The sequence below is a fragment of the Qipengyuania mesophila genome, from assembly GCF_019711655.1.
GTDB classification, from domain to species: Bacteria; Pseudomonadota; Alphaproteobacteria; order Sphingomonadales; family Sphingomonadaceae; genus Qipengyuania; species Qipengyuania mesophila.
Genome location: NZ_JAIGNU010000002.1, coordinates 326,256 through 346,187, shown reverse-complemented (window position 1 = coordinate 346,187; position 19,932 = coordinate 326,256). Strand labels below are relative to the sequence as shown.

13 protein-coding genes are annotated in these 19,932 nt (G+C 65.9%); 5 read left to right on the top strand and 8 right to left on the bottom strand.

Annotated elements, in window-relative coordinates:
* The first annotated feature begins 1 nt into the window (after position 1).
* The gene (tatC, locus tag K3181_RS11385; RefSeq protein ID WP_221603222.1) at positions 2-796 is read left to right on the top strand and encodes a twin-arginine translocase subunit TatC; all 795 of its coding nucleotides are present in this window, start codon (positions 2-4) and stop codon (positions 794-796) included.
* On the opposite strand, the gene K3181_RS11380 is transcribed toward tatC, so the two are convergent.
* Positions 781-2,430, bottom strand: coding sequence for an amidohydrolase (locus K3181_RS11380; RefSeq protein ID WP_221603221.1), 1,650 nt, complete (start codon positions 2,428-2,430; stop codon positions 781-783). The two genes, tatC and K3181_RS11380, sit on opposite strands and share 16 nt — an antisense overlap.
* Positions 2,431-2,540: 110 nt before the next feature.
* Here K3181_RS11380 and K3181_RS11375 point away from each other — a divergent pair, with 110 nt between their 5' ends.
* From K3181_RS11375 to K3181_RS11360, 4 genes are all read left to right on the top strand, one after another.
* Positions 2,541-3,794 (top strand): threonine ammonia-lyase, encoded by a 1,254-nt coding sequence (locus K3181_RS11375; RefSeq protein ID WP_221603220.1) that lies wholly within the window; start codon positions 2,541-2,543, stop codon positions 3,792-3,794.
* A gap of 125 nt (positions 3,795-3,919) precedes the next feature.
* Positions 3,920-4,762 (top strand): arginyltransferase, encoded by an 843-nt coding sequence (locus tag K3181_RS11370; protein WP_221603219.1) that lies wholly within the window; start codon positions 3,920-3,922, stop codon positions 4,760-4,762.
* 34 nt (positions 4,763-4,796) lie between these two features.
* Positions 4,797-6,902, top strand: a complete 2,106-nt coding sequence (locus K3181_RS11365; protein WP_345725493.1) for an autotransporter assembly complex protein TamA — start codon at positions 4,797-4,799, stop codon at positions 6,900-6,902.
* Positions 6,902-11,110 carry a translocation/assembly module TamB domain-containing protein gene (locus K3181_RS11360; protein ID WP_221603217.1) on the top strand — a complete coding sequence of 1,403 codons (4,209 nt, stop codon included), beginning with the start codon at positions 6,902-6,904 and terminating at the stop codon, positions 11,108-11,110. The genes K3181_RS11365 and K3181_RS11360 overlap by 1 nt, the downstream gene beginning before the upstream one ends.
* Here K3181_RS11360 and K3181_RS11355 read toward each other — a convergent pair.
* The 7 genes from K3181_RS11355 to K3181_RS11325 form a co-directional block, all read right to left on the bottom strand.
* Positions 11,107-11,685 carry a fasciclin domain-containing protein gene (locus tag K3181_RS11355; protein ID WP_221603216.1) on the bottom strand — a complete coding sequence of 193 codons (579 nt, stop codon included), beginning with the start codon at positions 11,683-11,685 and terminating at the stop codon, positions 11,107-11,109. The genes K3181_RS11360 and K3181_RS11355 overlap by 4 nt on opposite strands.
* Before the next feature lie 11 nt (positions 11,686-11,696).
* Positions 11,697-12,668 carry a hypothetical protein gene (locus K3181_RS11350; protein WP_221603215.1) on the bottom strand — a complete coding sequence of 324 codons (972 nt, stop codon included), beginning with the start codon at positions 12,666-12,668 and terminating at the stop codon, positions 11,697-11,699.
* Positions 12,669-12,882: 214 nt separating this feature from the next.
* Positions 12,883-16,356 (bottom strand): autotransporter domain-containing protein, encoded by a 3,474-nt coding sequence (locus tag K3181_RS11345; protein WP_247715082.1) that lies wholly within the window; start codon positions 16,354-16,356, stop codon positions 12,883-12,885.
* A gap of 231 nt (positions 16,357-16,587) precedes the next feature.
* Positions 16,588-17,997, bottom strand: coding sequence for a type I glutamate--ammonia ligase (gene glnA / locus K3181_RS11340; RefSeq protein WP_221603213.1), 1,410 nt, complete (start codon positions 17,995-17,997; stop codon positions 16,588-16,590).
* A 58-nt stretch (positions 17,998-18,055) separates the two neighbouring features.
* Complete coding sequence (locus K3181_RS11335) at positions 18,056-18,394, bottom strand: P-II family nitrogen regulator (RefSeq protein ID WP_221603212.1); 339 nt, start codon at positions 18,392-18,394, stop codon at positions 18,056-18,058.
* Positions 18,395-18,607: 213 nt separating this feature from the next.
* Positions 18,608-19,546 carry an N-acetyl-gamma-glutamyl-phosphate reductase gene (gene argC, locus K3181_RS11330; protein ID WP_221603211.1) on the bottom strand — a complete coding sequence of 313 codons (939 nt, stop codon included), beginning with the start codon at positions 19,544-19,546 and terminating at the stop codon, positions 18,608-18,610.
* Positions 19,536-19,889 (bottom strand): hypothetical protein, encoded by a 354-nt coding sequence (locus tag K3181_RS11325; protein WP_221603210.1) that lies wholly within the window; start codon positions 19,887-19,889, stop codon positions 19,536-19,538. The genes argC and K3181_RS11325 overlap by 11 nt, the downstream gene beginning before the upstream one ends.
* Positions 19,890-19,932: the final 43 nt, after the last annotated feature.

Here is a 19,932-nt window from a genome sequence, read left to right as displayed (position 1 = left end):
TATGGCGGTGATCAAGGACATCGACGAGAGCCAGGCGCCCTTGCTCGACCATCTGATCGAGCTGCGCGCGCGGCTGGTGCGCTGCGTGGCGGCGCTGGTCGTCGCCTTCGGGATCTGCCTCTATTTCGCCGATCCAATCCTCGGCTTCCTGATCCAGCCGCTCAAGAGCGCCTTTCCTAACGGGCAGGGCCAGCTGATCTTCACCAAGCTCTACGAGGTCTTCTTCGTCGAGCTCAAGGTGGCGCTGTTTGCGGGCTTCTGCCTCAGCTTTCCGATCATCGCCAACCAGCTCTGGGCGTTCATCGCGCCGGGCCTCTACGCCAGGGAGAAGAAGGCCTTCCTGCCCTTCCTGCTGGCGACCCCGGTGCTGTTCCTGTTGGGCGCCTCGCTGGCCTATTACGTGGTCATGCCGACGGCCTTCAAATGGTTCCTGGGCTTCCAAGGCAGTGCCGGCGGGCTCGAAATCCAGGCGCTGCCCACCGCCAATGAATATCTCGGCCTGGTGATGCAGTTCATTCTCGCCTTCGGGATGAGCTTCCTGCTGCCGGTTCTGCTGCTGCTGCTCCACCGCGCGGGGATCGTGACGCGACCCCAGCTGGTTGCGGCGCGCCGCTATGTCATCGTGCTGGTGGTGGCACTGGCGGCGGTCATCACGCCGCCCGATCCGGGCTCGCAGCTGCTGCTGGCGATCCCGCTCCTGCTGTTGTTCGAAGGCTCGCTGCTGCTGATGCGCGTGACCGAGAAACGCCGCAAGGCGGACGTCGACAGCCCCGAAGAACCTCAGTCCGCGTCGTAGACCTTGCGCCCGCCGACCCAGGTTTCGAGCACCTTGGTCGCACGCAGTTCGCTCGGCGTTGCCAGCATGGGATCGCGATCGATCAGGACGAAGTCGGCCCGCTCACCCGGCAACAGGCGACCGAAACGACCCTCTGCGAACCCGGCGTAGGCTGCATCGCTGGTGAAGCCTGCCAGCGCCTGTTCGCGGGTGACCCGGTCCTGCGGGCGCCATCCGCCGAAGGGCTCGCCCATGGCATCCATGCGTGTCGTCGCGGCGGCGAGGCCGGCGAAGGGATCGGGCGATTCGACGGGGGCATCCGAACCGAAGGCGAGCCGCCCGCCGAGCTGTAAGATGGTGTTCCAGGCATAGGCTCCCTCGAGCCGGTCTGGTCCGAGCCGCGCCTCGGCCATCACCCGGTCGCTGGTCTGATGGACCGGCTGCATCGAGGCGATGATGCCGTTCTGCCCGAACTTGGGCAGGTCGACCGGATCGACGATCTGCGCATGTTCGATCCGCCAGCGGCGGTCACCGGGGAAGCTTTCGGCAATCTCGGCGACCGCGTTGAGCGCATCCTCGTTGGCGGCACTGCCGATCGCATGGATCGCGGGCTGGAAATTGCCCGTGGCCGCGCGCACGAGGATATTGCGGAATTGCGCGGGGTTCATCAGCGGCAGGCCGGTATTGCCCGGATCGTCGGCATAGGGCCGCTTGAGCCAGGCCCCGCGACTGCCAAGCGCGCCGTCGAGGTAAAGCTTGACGCCGTTCATGCGCAGCTTGTCGTCATAGAGCCAGGGGGTCGGTCCCGAGCCGGCGATGAGATCCATCTGGTCGGGCCCCGCTGCGTAGGACATGATCCGCAGCGTCAGCGCACCGCGATCGCCGGCACGGCGGAAGGCTTGCCAGTCTTCGATGCTCGTCCCCATGTCGGCCACCGCGGTGATGCCGAAGCGATGAAGTACTTTCTGCGCCTCGGCAAAGGCGAGATCGCGTTCCTTCGGGCGCGGTGCGGGCACGGCGGCCTGCATGATATCGGTCGCCCGGTCTACGAACACGCCCGAAGGGGTCTTGCCGTCGGTCAGCCGTTCGATGCGCCCCCCGGCCGGAGTCTTGGTCGCCGCATCGACGCCTGCCGCGCGCAGGGCGAGGCTGTTGGCCCACCCGGCATGGCCGTCGACCCGCTCGAGATAGACCGGGCGGTCGGCAATCGCGCTGTCGAGTTCGGCGGCGGTGGGAAAGCGGCCGAGGCCCCATTTTTCCTGGTTCCAGCCGCGCCCGAGGATCCACGGACGGTCCGGGTTGGCTGCCGCGAAGGCGCGAATCCTGTCGAGCGCCTCGGCCAGCGAATTGGTGTCCGACAGGTCGAGCGTGAGCGCACCGATCCCGACCCCCATGACATGGACATGGGCATCGATCAGTCCGGGGATCATCACCCGGCCCTTGCCGTCCTCGCGATAATCGGTCTGCGGCTTTTTGTCCTTCGCCTGGAGGATCTGCGCGACCTTACCGTCATCGTCGATGACCAGCGCGGTGAAGCGCTGGACCTTGCCGTCCTCGCCGATGGTGAGGCCTTCGACATTGTCGAACAGCACGTCGGCCTGCGCGGGCAGGGCAAAGGTGAAAGCAACCGCGGTTGCTAGGAGTTTGAGCTTCATGTCAGGCGGTCCCGTCAGGCAATTCGCCGCCCGCGATAAGGCATAGCTTGGCCGAGGCAAACCCTTTCGGCGATTGCGCCGCAGCCGCGCGCGCCGTAGGGCCGGGCACCATGACCGAAGCATCCCCCGTGCGTGCCGCCGCTCCGGCGACCGAGCTCCTGACTCTCGACGACGTGCGGGCTGCAGCCGCGCGCATCGAAGGCGCGGTGGTGCGGACGCCGATGCTGCGCTCGCAGACGCTGTCGGAGATTACAGGAGCCGATATCTGGCTCAAGTTCGAGAACCACCAGTTCACCGCCGCCTACAAGGAACGCGGCGCGCTCAACGCCTTGTTGCACCTCACCGACGAGCAGAAGGCGCGCGGCGTGATCGCTGCCTCGGCGGGCAACCATTCGCAGGGGCTGAGCTATCACGGACGCCGGCTCGGCGTGCCGGTGACCATCGTCATGCCGCAGACCACGCCGAGCGTGAAGGTGATGCAGACCGAGAGCGTGGGCGGCAATGTCGAACTGTTCGGCGAGACTTTCGATGAAGCCTATGCCCATGCGCGCGAGCTCGAACGCGAACGCGGCCTGACCTTCGTCCATCCCTTCGACGATCCGTTGGTCGCCGCTGGCCAAGGCACGGTCGCGCTCGAAATGCTCGCCGACAAGGACGATTTCGACTGCCTCGTCGTGCCCATCGGCGGGGGCGGGTTGATGAGCGGCATGGCAACCGTCGCCAAGGCGCTGAAGCCCGAAATCGAGATGGTCGGTGTCCAGGCCGAACTCTATCCCTCGATGTATTCCGCGGTGACCGGCGACGAGCGCCCCTGTGGCGGCGACACGCTGGCCGAAGGGATCGCGGTCAAGGCACCGGGGGAATTCACCCGCCAGATCATTGCCGAGCTGGTCGACGAGGTGCTGCTGGTCAAGGAAGGCACGCTCGAACACGCCGTCTCGCTGCTGTTGCAGATCGAGAAGACCGTGGTCGAAGGCGCCGGCGCGGCCGGGCTTGCCGCTGTGCTGTCCAACCCGGAGAAGTTCGCCGGCAAGACGGTCGGCCTGGTGCTGTGCGGCGGAAATATCGATACCCGCCTGCTCGCCAATGTGCTGCTGCGCGACCTCGCCCGCTCGGGGCGGCTCGCGCGGCTGCAGATCGTGCTCCAGGATCGACCGGGTGCGCTGTTCAAGGTGATGCGCGAGTTCAACGAGCACAACGTGAACATCATCGAGATATATCACCAGCGCATTTTCACCACGCTGCCTGCCAAGGGCCTGACGGCGGAAATCGAGTGCGAGGCGCGCGATGCCGAACAGATCGACCGGCTGGTCCAGGCGCTCCGCGGCAAGGGTTACAGCGTGTCGGTGGCCGAGCTCGCCTGACCCGGAACGAACGTTCGGCGGAGCGATTGTGGTTTTCATGGTAAAGAGGGTTTTAACCTATCACCCGCTCTGGCATTGATATGCATACGAGGTAGGATCTAGCCGCCGGAAGGATGCAGCCGAAAGTGACCGCACCGATACGCTTTCCCCGCTTTTTCGTGACCAGCCCCGCGCCGTGTCCGTATCTGCCGGGCAAGAGCGAGCGCAAGGTCTTCACCGAACTGCGCGGCGACAATGCCGACGAGCTGAACGAAGCGCTCGGGCGGATCGGTTTCCGCCGCAGCCAAACGGTCGCATATCGCCCTTCCTGCCTCGATTGCCAGGCCTGCGTTTCGGTGCGGGTCGTGGCCGGGGAATTCAAGGCATCCTCTAGCCAGAAGCGCACGCTCAAGGCGAACGAAGATCTCGTCGCCACCGAGTGCCGCCCCTGGGCGACTGCCGAACAGTTCGAGCTGCTGCAGAAATACCTCGCTGCGCGCCACCCCGGTGGTGGCATGACGCAGATGGAGGAAACCGACTTTGCAGACATGGTGGAACACACCAGTGTTACCAGCTATGTGATTGAATATCGGGAGCCGGCAGTCGGTCCCGAACCGGGCCGCCTGGTCGGGGCGTGCCTGACGGACTACCAGGGCGACGGGCTGTCGATGATCTACAGCTTCTACGACCCTGAGCATGAGGATCGCGCCGGGCTTGGGAACTTCATCATCCTCGACCACATCCGCCGCGCGGCCGCCAATGGATTGCCCTATGTCTATCTCGGCTACTGGGTCGAAGGCGCCGAGCGGATGCAGTACAAGGTCCGCTACCGCCCGCTCGAACGGCTCAGCCGCGGCGGATGGGAGCGTATGCCCGACCACGAGCAGAAGCGCCATATCGCCGCTGCGACCGCCCCGCGCGGCAAGCGCCGCGAAGATGCTCTTCCGGCCAAGGACGGACTGTCCGCGGACTACAAGATTCCCGACTGACCGCGCACTGACCGCGCTGGTTCACTCCCTGGCGGTGCTTGCTCTCGTCGGCGGCCCGGCGCTTGCCGCGCAGGAGCGCGAAGCTCCGGCAAGCCTCGAGGATCTGATCCCAGACAGCGCGGTCGACGATCCCGAAAGTTGGGCGCAGCAGGGGACCGATGGGTCGGTCGAGACTGCATCCGATGCGCTTGGCGAACCCGAGGCGGACACGCCGATATCCGAACTGCCCGACATGCCCGTCGCCTGGCCCGAGGAGGTCGAGCTGGCGCCGCTGCAGGAACTCGAGCCGGAAGAGGATATCCGCTTCGCCGACCTGCTCGGCGATTCCCCGCAGATCGCCTTCGACGAGGCGGATATGGAGCGGATTTCTGACGCGCTGGTGCTGGGCTTCCCGCAAAAGGAGCCGCCCTTCAGCGAGCGGGGCGATTTCGTCGACCGCTTTACCGCGCTTTCGACCATCGAGGAACTGGATGATGGCGACGAAAACGTTGCCCAGCTTGCCGCCCGCGCACGCAAGGACGAGGAGCTGCTCGGTACACTGCTGCGCGTCTATGGCTATTATGACGGCGAGATCGTCCGCACGATCGGCACTCGCGATGCCGGCGAGGACACTGCCGAACAGCGTCCGCGGGTCCGTTTCGATGTCATCCCGGGACCGCGCTACAGCGTCGGCACGGTTGACCTGGGCGAGCTCGACAGCGCCCCAGACGCCGCGCGACTGCGCAAGGCCTTCGAAATCTACCCGGGCGACTTCCTCCAATCGGATACCATCGTCGCCGAACGGTTCGACCTTGATCGGGCGCTGGGCGAGACCGGTTATCCCTTTGCCGAGATCGACCAGCCCGAACTGCTGATCGACCACGAACGGACTGCGGGGGATCTGACTCTGCCGGTGCGTCCCAGGGGGAAATACGTCTTCGGCGAAGTCGTCAGCAGTGATGAGGCGTTTCTCTCCAGCCGCCATCTCTCCGAGATTGCGCGTTTCGAGCCCGGCGAGGTCTACCAGCGCAGCCTCGCCTTCGACCTGCGCCGTGCGGTGACCGCCACCGGGCTCGTCTCCGCCGTCGGCGTCGAGGCGCGCGAGGTAACCCCGCCGCAGGGCGACGAGCCGGGCGTGGTGGCGATGGACGTCACGGTGGAGCGCGCCAAGCTGCGCACGATAGCCGGCGCCATCGGCTATGGTTCGGAAGAGGGCGTCCGTATTCAGGCGAGCTGGGAGCATCGCAACCTCTTCCCGCCCGAAGGCGCGCTCAAGCTGCGCGGTATTCTGGGCACGCGCGAGCAACTGGGGGGCGTGACCTTCCGCAGGAACAATTTCGGCGGGCGCGACAAGGTGCTGACGGTGGATGCCTATGCTTCCAGCGTCGACACGACCGCCTACGATGCGCGCACCGTCGCGCTGACGGGAACCTACGAACGCACCTCGACACTCCTGTTCCAGAAGCCCCTCGCCTGGGGCGTGGGGGCCGAAATTCTGGCGACGGACGAACGCAACCGCATCGTCGACGGTGTGGCGCGGCCGCGGCAGACCTATTTCGTCGGGGCATTGTTCGGGCGAGCCACGCTCGACACCAGCGATTCGCTGCTCGACCCGACACGCGGTTTCCGCGTCACAGGCTTCCTCGCGCCCGAGACTTCGCGCACGCAGGGCGAGCAGTTCTATTACCTGCGGTCGCGCGTCGACGCGTCCTATTACATGCCCCTCGGCGAGCGGACGGTGATCGCTGCGCGCGGCGCCTTCGCCAGCATCCAGGGGGCCGATCTGGTGGGCATCGCGCCCTCGCGGAGGCTCTATGCGGGCGGCGGCGGCTCGGTGCGGGGCTACGGCTACCAGTCGATCGGACCCAAGAACGAGTTCATGGAAGCGACCGGCGGGCGCAGCCTCGTCGAGGCCTCGCTCGAGGCGCGGATCGGCACCGGCTTCCTCGACGGAGCAGTGTCGATCGTGCCCTTCTTCGACCTCGGCAGCGTGTCCACCTCGACCACCCCCGACTTCGGCGAGGTCAAGATGGGGGCAGGGCTTGGTGTGCGCTATGCCACCGGCTTCGGTCCGATCCGGCTCGATGTCGGCATTCCGCTCAACCCGGAGCCAGAGGATGCTGCGGTCGGGGTCTATATTTCGCTGGGGCAGGCCTTCTGATGGCCGAGGACCAGGCCGTCGAAGCCGGACCGGCGCGCCGCGCGCGGCGTGGACGTCTCGGCCGGGCGGGGAAATGGGTGCTCGGCACGGTGGCGGCGCTCGTCCTGTTCGCCATCGGGGCGCTGGTGGTGCTCAATACGCCGCTGGGCGAACGCTTCCTCGCCAGCCGCATCGCCGAACGAACCTTTCCCAACGGGCTCAACATCCAAATCGGACGGATCGAGGGCAATCTCTACGGCGCGGCGGTGCTGCACGATGTCCGCCTGTCGGACCCCAAGGGCGTGTTCCTGACCATTCCGCGCGCCGAGGTGGACTGGAATCCCGGCGCCTGGCTCTACAACCGGCTGGAGATCGACAGCTTTGCGGCGCGTCGCGCCAATCTCGCGCGGGTCCCCGAATTCCTCCCAAGCGAGGAGGACAATCCGATCCTGCCGGGCTTCGATATCTCGATCGAACAGTTGGAGATCGACAATCTCATGCTGGCGCGCGGGATCGCCGGCGACCGTCCGCAACGCGTCGACCTGACCGGCAGCGCCGAGGTCGCCGACCGCCGGCTGATGGTCGATGTCGATGGACGCCTGGGCGAGCGTGACCGGCTCGCGCTGCTGCTCGATGCCGAACCCGATGGCGACGATTTCGACCTCTCGCTCGATCTCGATGCGGCGGAGGACGGCCCCATCGCCGCGCTCGCGGGGCTCGATGGAGCACACAGTGCGCGTATCCGTGGCGACGGGAGCTGGACGAAATGGACGGGCGGGCTGCTCGTCCGCAACGACGAGGGGCGCGTCGCGGCGTTGCGCATCACCAACCGCTCGGGGCGCTTCGGCCTGCTGGGCAAGATCGATCCCTCGGGCTTCCTTTTCGGGATTCCCGCGCGCGCGTTGGGTGACGACGTGGCGCTCAAGGCCGAGCTGGGGATCGACAATCGTGCCTTCGATGGTCGCACGATCATGGTCGGCCGGGGCCTGAACGTGGATGCCAAGGGCTTGCTCGACCTCGCCGAGAACCGCGCAGAGGACCTCGAGATCACGGCCTTCGTGCGCGACCCTGCGCTGCTCGGCGAGGGCATGGCGCTCCGCAATGCGCGGCTTACGGCAACGCTTGACGGGCCGTTCAAGAATCTCGCGATCGTTCACGACCTGCAGGTGGGCGAGCTCGATCTCGGCGGTACCAAGCTCAAGGGGCTGCGGCAGGCGGCCACGGCGCGCTACGATGGAACGCGTTGGATGCTGCCGCTCGACCTCCGGCTCGGGCGTGTGTCCAGCGGGAATGCGATGGTCGATCCTCGGCTGATCAACGGTGTTGCGCGCAGCTCGATCGTCCTGACCGGAGCGACGCTGAGATCGGACGACCTGCGCCTCGCTTTCCCCGCTGCGTCGGCCAATCTGGCGCTGCGGGGCGATCTCGCCAGCGGGGACTACCAACTTCGCGGTCCGGTGCGTGCCGAGCGGTTGGCGCTCGAGAATGTCGGCATGCTGGGCGGCACAGCGGTGATCGACCTGTCACTGGCGTCGGGCACGCCCTGGCGCCTTTCGGCCGATCTCGACGCGCGGGTCGCGCCGGTGACCAACGCCACGCTCGCCAATCTCGCCGGGACCCCGATCCGCGTCCGTGGCGGGGTGGCGGTGGGCGGAAATGCGCCGCTCGACTTCAACCGGATGCGGATCGACGCGAGCAAGGTCCACCTCGCACTCGATGGCAGCGTCCGCGAGGGGGCGACGCGCCTCGCCGGGCGCGGGACCCACGTGGATTACGGGCCCTTCACCGTCGAGGCCAGCCTGACTAAGGCGGGGCCGAGCGCCGCGCTGGTCTTCGCCAAGCCGACGACGGGGCTCGAAAACGTCCGGGTCGCCATTGCCCCACGCGATGACGGCTTCATCATCGATACCGATGGCCAATCGCTGTTCGGGCCATTCGAGGGCACGCTCGGACTGACCGCGCCCGCAGGCGGGCCGACGCGCATCGCGATCGAGGAGATGCGCGTCTCCGACACAAAGGTGACCGGCGCCGTCTCGCTGGCGGATGGTGGTGCCGATGGGCAGCTCGCCTTCGCCGGAGGCGGGATCGACGGCACGGTGGCCCTGGCTCCGCGCGGTGGCGGCCAGGGGCTCGACATCGACCTGCATGCGCGCAACGCCCGCTTCGGCGGCGAGCCTGCCATGCGGATCGCCCGCGCCGACATCACTGCTGCGGGGCTGATCCGCGAGGGGCACACGAGTTTCACCGGCACGGGCACGGCGGCGGGGCTTTCCTATGGCTCGCTGTTCATCGGCCGACTCGCCGCCAAGGGCGAGGTTGAGGACGGCGTCGGCCGGATCGATGCCTCGCTCGCCGGGCGGCGCAGCGGGCGCTTCGCGCTCGACCTGAACGCGACTGTGACGCCCGAGCGCATGGCACTGGCGGCGCAGGGGGAATTCGCCGGGCGACGCATCTCCATGCCGCGCCGCGCCGTGCTGACCAGCCTCGACGGGGGAGGGTGGCGGCTGACCCCGACGCAGCTGTCCTATGGCAGCGCGGGGATGATCGCGGCGGGCAGCTTCGGCGGCGGCAGTCTCGATTTCGAGTTCAAGCTTGCCCGCATGCCGCTGTCGCTGATCGACATCGTCCGTCCGGATACCGGACTGGGTGGGACCATTTCAGGCACCATCGACTACCGCGCCGGCGCGAGAGGTCTCCCGGTGAGCGAGGCCAAGGTCAAGATCGAGGGGCTGACGCGATCGGGCCTAGTGCTGACCTCTCGCCCGGTCGACGTCGCGTTGGTGGCGCGCCTGTCGGAAAGCGAACTCGCCGCGCGGGCGGTGCTCGGCAATGAGGATATCCAGCGTGGCCGAGTGCAGGCGCGGATCACCGGGCTACCGGGCAGCGGGCTGCTGCTCGACCGGTTGCGCGCGGGCAGGCTCTTCGGCCAACTCCGCTATCGCGGTGCGGCTGAAAGCCTGTGGCGGCTCGCCGCTCTCGACACCTTCGACATCACCGGGCCGATCGCCATCGCGGCCGATGCAACCGGATCGCTGCAGGATCCCACGGTGCGCGGCTCGATCGCGGGCGATGCGCTGCATCTGCGCAGCGCCATTTCGGGCACCGACATTCGCGACCTCGCCGTGCGCGGCAAGTTCAGCGGCTCGCGATTGCAGCTGGCCAGCTTCTCGGGGACGGCGGTCAATGGCGGGAGCGTCAGCGGGAGCGGGATCGTCGACCTGAGGACGCTAGGCGAGACGGTTGAGGGCCGGCTGCTCGAAATCCGCGGGCCGATCATCGACCTGCGCGCCTCTGCCAGGAACGCCAGACTGATCGACACCGCCGGCCTCAGCGCGACGATCACCGGCCCGCTGCGGATCGTGTCGAACGGCCTCGGCGGCACGATCGCTGGTCGGGTACGGGTCGACCGTGCCAGCTGGAGGCTGGGCACCGCGGCGGACGACTTGCGCCTACCGCAGATCGCCACGCGCGAGATCAACGCGCCGGCCAATCGCGCGCCGCGCGCCGCCCCCGCGCGCCCGTGGCGCTATCTCGTCGATGCCAAGGCATCGAGCCGGATCGATGTCGACGGCATGGGGCTCGATAGCGAGTGGTCGGCCGATATTCTCCTGCGCGGCACGACCGACGATCCGCGGATCGGCGGCAGCGCGACCATGATCCGCGGCGATTACACCTTCGCCGGGACGCAATTCGAGCTGACCCGGGGCGACATCGATTTCGACGAGACCGTCCCGATCGATCCGCGGCTCGACATAAGGGCCGAAACCGAGCGCGACGGCCTGACCGTAGAGGCGACGGTCACCGGCAGTGCCACCCAGCCCGAGATCGCCTTCAGTTCCAATCCCGCCCTGCCCGAGGAGGAACTGCTCGCCCGCCTGCTGTTCGGCGGCTCGGTGACCAGCCTTTCGGCGACCGATGCGCTGCAACTCGGCGCCGCAGTCGCGAGCCTGCGCGGAGGTGGGGGGATGGATCCGATCAACCAGCTGCGCAGTGCCATCGGTCTCGACCGGTTGCGGATCGTCAGTGCCGACCCCGCCCTCGGGCGCGGCACCGGCGTGGCGCTGGGCAAGAATTTCGGACGTCGCTTCTATGCCGAGATCATCACCGACGGCCGCGGCTACAGCGCGACCGAGGTGGAATTCCGCGTGACCAGCTGGCTATCGCTCCTCGCCGCCGTCTCGACCGTGGGACGCGAGAGCGTCGTCGCCGAGATCAGCCGGGACTACTAAGACGCCGTATCCTGCCGGGGCGGCAACAGCACCGTGTCGATGGGGATGATCACGCCATTGTTGGTGGCAATGGCCGCGCCTGCGAACTGCGCGGTCGTTCCGTCACCGCTCGACACCACGATGTCGTCGCCCGACCGGCTGAAGGAAACCTCTGTCTGGCCGAGCGTGGTCATGGTGACCGGCCCACCCTTGCGTTCGATCGCTTCGCCGATCGTTTCGGGCGTGAGATGGCCGGGGAGCAGGTGATCGCGCAGGATCGCCACCAGTATGGGGCGCTGGTCGGCCTCGAGCAGGGTTTCGCCCTCATCGCCGAGCGCCTCGAAGGCGGCATCGTCGGGTGCGAGGACGGTATAGCTCGCCGGCCCGTCGAACACGCCCGATAAGTCCGAGCGTTCGACTGCGGCCTGCAAGCTGCGGAGGTCGTTATCCGAGGCAAGAGCGGAGGCGAGGGTCTGCGTGCCATCGTCCCGCGTGCCATTTTCCTTGGCGGAGCTGTCAGCGTCGCTGCAAGCCGTCGTCGGAACGAGCAGGGCCAGCGCCAGCGGCGCGAGTGCGGATTTCCAGGTTGCGGGCATCGTTGGCCACCTCATACGAGAAGATCGATTGCGGCTGCGACCAGCTGCGTTGTCGGATCCACGCGGTAAACGTAGCCATCCGAGTAGCGATACCAGGCGTCCTGCGTATCGCGGTAGCGGTCGCGGTAGGAATAGGGGACGTTGTATACGTCATAGCCCTGCGGCATCGGCTGTCCGACCACGAACTCGTCGCCCGTCAGCAGGGCGGCGACCGATGCGATGGCGGCGTCCTCCGGATCGACGCGGTAGATGACGTTGTCGGCGTAACGATAGGAGTTGGACGGCCCGAGGTCGTAATAATCGACGTAATAGTCGGGCAGGGCGTAGCTCTGGTAGGTCGAGGGCCAGGTATTGCCGATCGCCAGTGCGCCGCCGAGCAGCGGGATGTAACCGGAGATACTTCCGTCGTTCAGGGCGCGCAGCAGATAGCCTCCGGCGTATTCGTAAGGACCCGGCGCATAGTTCGTCAGCCCGAACAGGCGCGGTCGATAGGTGTAGCCGTTCCAGCCGGTCGAGCGTATGGACCGCTTCTTGGCCTGTCCCGGAGGCAGGCAGCCATTGTTCTTGCGCGCGAGACCCGGTGGGCAGCCGGCAATGAGGCCGCGACTGCGATCACGGACCAGAAATTCGCGATCGCGAATCCTCTCGACGCCATAGCGCTCGACCCGGGTGCGCGGGGCCTGTTTGCTCCGGTCTTCCCGTCCTGCCGGACGCGCGCTGCGCTGGTCGTCCCCGCGGGCGGATGTCCGTCCGTTTCCGCGGAACTCTTCGCGCTTTTGGGATGCCGGATGAGGTTTCGAACCTGACGAATGGCGTTCGTGGGATTGTGCGCGCTTGGCGCCCCCGTTTCCGCGATCCTTTGCGGATTGCGCTGCGGCATGTGGCTTGCCGCCGTGTTCGTTTCCTTTGCCTTTGCCCGGTTCGGCATTGGCTCCGGCCGCCGCGAGTGCGACCGCCGCGGCGCCTGCGACCAAGATACGCATTTCAAAAACTCCTTTTTGGGCTCCAACGGTGCCGAAAGGATGGGGTTCCGGTTAATCTCCGAGCAACCATTCGATCATGCGCTGGCTGCGATCAGGAGCGCGGATCGGGGCCGGGACGGATGACATCGGCTCGCTGGTGCCTTTGCACCAAAGAAAAGGGCCGCCCGGTTTCCCGGACGGCCCTTCCTGTCTGAGCCTGAGCCCCTGGTCTGGTTTAGAACTTGAAGCTCGCCATGGCACGGTAGGTCTGTGCGTTGGCATTGCTGCGGCTGATGGTCGTGTCGACACCGAGGCCGAACTTCGCCGAGCCGGAGACGAACTGCGCTGCCAGGCCGACTTCGCCCCAGTCCTTGTCCGTCGAAGCGACGCGGAACGGCACGGCCGGACCGGTGCCCGCAGCGAACTGCGCGCCGACGGCATAGACGCTGTCTTCGTACTCGTGGACCCAGTCGGCATTGAGGTCGATCTGGAACGAGCCGGTCGACTTCTGGTAGTCGAAACCGATCCGCCCCTGGAGGCTTTCGAAGTCCTCGCGGTTGATCCGCAGCGCCAGCGTCCCGCCGGTTTCCTCGACCACGTCGAAGGAATGGTCGGCATAGCGCAGTTCGATGCCGGGCGAGAACGTGCCGAAATCACCTTCGAAGTCGTAGGAGATTCCGACCGCGGCGGAGATGCCACCGTCGCTGCTCTCGCTCGAAAGCGTCTGCGTGGTTCCGAGGAAGCCCACCGTCCGGGTGGTGTCCATGTCGACCTTGGTCAGGCTCACCTGGCCATCGAGGACGAAGCCGTCTTCGGTCTTGGCACTACCATAGAGCGAGACCGCGAACATCTTCGAGTCGGCTTCCTGGCCCAGCGCAACATCCGCGTCGAGGTTCGAGTAATAGCCCGACAGGCCGATCATCGAACTCTCGCTCGGGAAGTACTCGATACCGCCGGCGAAGAAGTAGCCGTCAATATCGGTGTCGCCGCTGTAGCCCGGCATCGGAGCCCCGCTGCCGTTGAGCAGGCCGCCTGCCAGGAAGATGCCGACATCCTCGCGGATGGCACCCTGACGCATGCTGGTCGGTTCGTCGCCCTGGTCGAGGCCCAGCGCACCGGTCAGGACCGGCTGGCTGCCGCGCGAGACTTCCATCTGTGCGGTCTGGATCGGATTGCCGAGCGTGGCGATGGTGCCACCCGACCGCTCCAGCGTCGACTCACGCAGGCGCGAGGCGTTGAACGAGCCGAGATGGTTGTACGACTGTGCAGCCAGCTGACGAACCGCGCTCTCCGACACCGGAGCCAGACCGTCGAAGGTGGCCTGGATGGTGGCGACGTCCGCGAAGTCGAGTGCATAGAGCTCGGCCAGCGCCGCGTTGCTGCGGTTCTGGTCGAACAGCTGGGCATAGCCGCGCTGCACCGAGTTCGTGAGGTCGATCACGTTGTTGTAGCTGCGTGCACGAATCTGCATCAGCACAGCGTTGTCGGTGTAGGTGAACTGCTGACGCAGGATCGGACTGAGGTCGTTCACGTCGAACGAACCATAGATCCCGCCGTCGACCGTCATGATGGTGTAGGTCTGGCCTAGGCCGTTGACCTGACCGGTGATACCGGAGCCAACCATCACGTCGCCAGCGAGCGAAGCGTCACCCGTGACTGCGAGCGTGTCAGAAGTGCCGTTCGGCCCGATGTCGATCAGCAGGGTCGATTGCGAAGACATAACCAACGATCCGTCGATCGTCAGCGTGCCGATGCCGCCCACGGTACCCGGCGAGATCGCACCGACCATGTTGGTGACGAAGGGCGCGGTGATCGTACCGGTACCCTGCAGTGCACCGCCGAAGATCGTGTAGTCGCCTACCGAGGTGAGCTGGCCGTCGACCGTCATCGTGCCGCCGAACTGGCTGATGTCGATCAGCGAGGTCAGGCTGCCGTCGGCCGTGATGTTGAGGCCGGCAGTGCTGAGCACGGTGAGACGGTCAATGGTGACATCGCTGCTCAGCGTCGTTGTGCCGGCATTGCCGAGCGTCACGTCGAAGTAGCGTGGGTCCACATTGACGGTCGGATCCTCGCTGGGGACCGGATCGACGTTGTCGGGCACGAAGTCGGTCGCGCCGGGCAGGCCGTTGTCGAGCGTGGGATCGGGCAGCGGATCGTCCGAGAATTCGGGGCTTCCGCCGTCGCTGTCGTGCGGCGTATCTTCCGCGAAGTCCGCCCCGTTTCCATGGGCGGTATCTTCCGCAAATTCGACACCGTTGCCGTGGGCTTCGTTGGCGTTGATCAGGCCATCACGGGTGATCGCGCCGCGACCGCCGGAGGCGCTTCCGGTTGCAGAGGCCACGCGAACGGCATTGCCGCCGCCGATGGCGTCGATCACGTCGCCGTCGACCGAGCCGATGCCCGAAGTGACGAGCCCGTCTGCGTTGCGCGCCGGGGGCGTGTCTTCGCCAGTCGACAGATCCTGGCAACCTTCACCCGGATTGTCGCCTTCCTGGTCGAAACAGACTTCACCCCAGTTCGGCTCGCTGCCGATCCGGCCGTTGCCCGGCGAGGTGGGGATACCGTTGACGACCTCACCATCGGCATTGATGACGCGATAGTTCTTGTCGACCGTGGTTTCCCAGTGGCTGCCGTCTTCCCAGGCGCCGTCGCCCGCCTTGGCCGTGACGTAGCGATAGGGGTTGTTCGCCGCGATCCAGTCCCAGAACAGGAACAGCGGCTGGTAGAAGCTTTCGGTGCCGTAGCTCGAGAAAACCTGCGGGCCGAAGAAGCGCGAACCACCCGAAAGAACTGCAATGACGAGGTCTTCGTCGCTCAACGTGTTGTTGGCCGCGTCGAGGATCAGCGGACCACCCGAGTCGCCGCCGGCGGTCGTGCCTTCACGCTCGCGCGGTTCGTCCTTGTAGAGGTTGAAGTCGAACGGGTTGGTCTTGTTCGGATCGTCGAAATCGAGACGGTAGAGTACCTGCGGCAGGTCGCCGAAGGCGGCGCCGAACAGGAAGGTGTTGCGCGCGTCGAAGCTGGTCAGCGAACCGACCATGTTCTCGGCTGCGCGACGACGCCAGTCGATCCCCTGCGTCGCACCGCCGGTGCCGGTGCCCGAACGACCGTAACCGGTGATATTGACGTGATAACCGGTGCCGTCTTCCGCAGTAATCTCGTCGGGCGTCGGGAGCGGCGAGAACAGCAGCGACCACGTCGGCAGATTGGCGGCCGGCGTGTCGAGGCTTGCAATCGCCACGTCGCCTTCCAGGAAGCCGAAGCCATCGGGACGCTCGACCGATTCCGGATTATAGTAGATGCGGTTTACGTTGAAGACGTTGTCCGCAAGCACCGTGTTGAACCCGGCATTGATCCACGAAATGAAGCCGTCCAGCGCATTTGCGTTGAACGAGAAAGCGGCAGGCACATTGTCCTGGTTGTACTCGCTCGCATCGCGATCGTTCACGCAGTGCGCGGCGAAGATGACCGTGCGCGGGTTGATCAGGGTGCCGGTGCAGACGAAGCCGTCTGCGCGATAGAACATGCCGACCCCGGCAAATTCGTTATCGGCATCGACCGAACCGCCGTCCGAGCGGTCGGTGTTGTTGTCTACATTGTCGTTCGTGACGATGGCGTGGGCAGGCGAACTCAGCGCCATGGCCGAAAACGCGATAGTCGCAGCGCTCGTCAGAAGACGGCCGCCACGGCGGTTGAACGTAGATTTCATTACGAAGCCCCTCCAGGAAATGTTCGCAAATGCGCGCCCCAAGTCGCGCATCGATCCATCCTAGGACTGGAAGCGATCAAAAGGGAAGGGTCTGTTTACGATACTTGCCCAACTTTTTCCCTGCATAGTGGCGGGAAAGTCGCACCTTTTTATATACATCAAAGAGAAAGGCGGCCGGATCGCTCCGACCGCCCAATCCCCTGTCGTTCGAGTTGCTTCGAGCGGAGCGCGTCAGGCGCTGTAATACATGTCGAATTCGGCCGGGCAGGGCGTGGTTTCGACTCGCAGGACCTCGTCCCACTTGAGTTCGGCATAGGCGTCGATCTGGTCCTTGGTGAAGACGTCGCCCTTGAGCAGGAACTCGTGGTCGGCCTCGAGCGCCTCGAGCGCCTCGCGCAGGCTCCCGCACACGGTCGGAACGTCGGCGAGCTCGGCCGGCGGCAGGTCGTAGAGGTTCTTGTCCATGGCTTCGCCGGGATGGATCTTGTTGGTGATCCCGTCGAGCCCGGCCATCAGCAGCGCGGCATAGGCGAGATAGGGGTTCGCCATCGCGTCGGGGAAGCGGAACTCGACGCGCTTCGCCTTGTCGCCCGCACCATACGGGATGCGGCACGAGGCCGAGCGGTTGCGCGCCGAATAGGCCAGCAGCACGGGTGCCTCGAAGCCCGGCACCAGGCGCTTGTAACTGTTGGTGGTCGGGTTGGTGAAGGCGTTCAATGCCTTGGCGTGCTTGATGACGCCGCCGATGTAATAGAGGCAGTTTTCGCTGAGACCGCCGTACTGGTTGCCGGCGAAGGTCGGCTTGCCGCCGTCCCAGATCGACATGTGGGTGTGCATGCCCGAGCCGTTATCGTCCTTGATCGGCTTGGGCATGAAGGTCGCGGTCTTGCCGTAGATATGCGCGACCTGGTGCACGACGTACTTGTAGATCTGCATGTTGTCGGCGGTTTCGACCAGCGTGCCGAAGGTGAGGCCGAGTTCGTGCTGCGCGGCGGCCACTTCGTGGTGGTGCTTGTCGCAGTTCAATCCCATTTCGATCATGGTCGAGACCATCTCGCCGCGGATGTCGACGGCGCTGTCGACCGGGGCGACGGGGAAATAGCCGCCCTTGGCGCGCGGACGATGGGCAAGGTTGCCGCTTTCGTATTCCCTGCCGGTATTGGTCGGCAGTTCGATGTCGTCGAGGGTGAAGCCCGAACCGGCATAGCCGTCTTCGAAACGGACATCGTCGAACATGAAGAACTCGGCCTCGGGGCCGACGTAGATGGTATCGCCGATACCGGTCGACTTGAGATAGGCCTCGGCGCGCTTGGCGGTGGTGCGCGGGTCACGGGCATACCATTCGCCGGTCGAGGGTTCGACGATGTCGCAGAACAGGATCATCATCGGCTCGGCGCTGAAGGGATCGACGTAGACGCGCTCGAGGTCGGGCTTGAGGATCATGTCGGATTCATTGATCACCTTCCAGCCGGCGATCGACGAGCCGTCGAACATCAGCCCGTCTTCGAGCTGGTCTTCGTCGAGCGTCTTCGCGACCATCGTCAGATGCTGCCACTTGCCCTTGGGATCGGTGAAGCGCAGGTCGACCCACTCGATACCGTCGTCCTCGATCTGTTTCAGGACCTTCTTTGCACTCGACATTGGTATTGCCTCCGTTTGAACTGGAAATTGGAATTGCGGGGGCGCGCCCCGTGGGTCGTCAGATGGCGTCGTCGTCGCGCTCGCCGGTGCGGATGCGCAACGCGCCCTCGATGGTGGAAATGAAGATCTTGCCGTCGCCGATCCGCCCGGTCTGGGCGGCAGCCGCAATGGCTTCGACGGTGCGTTCGGCGATGGCGTCGGACACGACAACCTCGAGCTTCACCTTGGGCAGGAAATCGACGACGTATTCGGCCCCGCGATAGAGTTCGGTGTGGCCCTTCTGCCGCCCGAAACCCTTGGCCTCGGTGACGGTGATGCCGGATACGCCGATCTCGTGCAGCGCCTCCTTCACCTCGTCGAGCTTGAAGGGCTTGATGATCGCTTCGATCTTTTTCACGTCGTCTCCGACCCCCGGAAAATGTGGAACCCGATCCTTCGCGCGATTCAATCCAAGAATCATGCCAAGGGGCCGGTCCGGAGGTAGACGAAGTTTCGGTGCGCGCCAAACGCCCTTGGCGCAATTATTGCGATAGGTGGGCGGGTGCCGGAGCAATCCCCTTCGCTTGCGCGATCGAGGCTGCTTATGCTTCGATCAGGCCGTGCCTAAATCTTAGGCAGCGGAGAGCTTGAGGCCGGCGGTTTCGGGCAGGCCGCACATCAGGTTGAGATTCTGGACCGCGGCCCCGCTCGCACCCTTGCCGAGATTGTCGAGCCGGGCGACGAGGCGCGCGTTCCAGCCACCTTCATTGCCGAAGACGAACAGCTCCAGACCGTCGCCGGGCTCGGCATCCTTTTCGAGCAGGAGTTCGCCCACCGGGCCCTTGTCGCGAACCGTCACCACGGGCGAATCCGCGTAGAATTCGGCCAGCGCATCGCGCAGGCTGTCGGCGTGCGGCTCGCCTTCCATCGCGCCAAGGTGCAGCGGGACCTCGACCACCATGCCGCGATAGGCGGGGACGACCGCCGGCGCGAACAGCACCGGATGCACGAGTTCGGCATGCGCCTGCATCTCGGGCAGGTGCTTGTGCGCCATATCGTAGCCATAGGCGCGGAAGGCCGGGGCGCCTGCGGTCTCGAAGCGCTCGATCAGCGCCTTGCCGCCGCCGGAAAAGCCGCTCACGGCATTGACGGTGTAGGGCCAGTCGGCGGGCAGCAGGCCGGCGCGCACGAGTGGTGCGACCAGCGCCAGGAAGCCGGTCGGATAGCAGCCGGGATTGCTGACCCTGCGGGCCGCCGCCACGCGGTCGCTGCCGACCAGTTCGGGAAAGCCGTAGCACCATCCTTCGGTGGTGCGGTGCGCCGACGAGGCGTCGATCACGCGCGTGCCCATGGCCGGATCGAGCATGTCCACCGCTTCGCGCGCGGCCTCGTCGGGCAGACACAGAATGGCGATGTCGGCCTCGTTCAGCGCCTCGCGCCGCGCCGAGGTGTCCTTGCGCCGCTCGTCGTCGAGCGCGAGCAGGGTGAATTCGCTGCGTCCGGCGAGCCGATCGGCGATTTCGAGGCCGGTGGTGCCCGCCGCGCCGTCGATGAAGACCTTATGCGTCACTGGAGGGGGCGAGCTGGCCGAGCCGGACATAGCCGCTCGGGCCTTGCGGGCCGCAGGCGATCCACGCCCAGTCGCCGGCGCAGTCGAGCAGCTCGATTGCCTGGCCCGCGGCGAGCGTCGCGCCGTCTTCGGCATCGTCGCGCGTGTTCAGCTTGAGCACCGCGGGCGCATCGCCGATCTGCCGCGGCTGCGGGATGACGTAGTGGGCGGCAAGATAATGTTCGGCTAGCGCGATATGCGCGAGGTCGCCGCGCAGCGGGAGCGTTCCCGGCGCGGGCCTGTCGACCGGGCCCTTCAGGCCGACGGTGCTCTCGGGGAGGGAATAACTGGCGGGAGCAGGCACGCTGTCTGGTAAATCCGGTTGTGAATGTTGCGGGCGCTTAGCC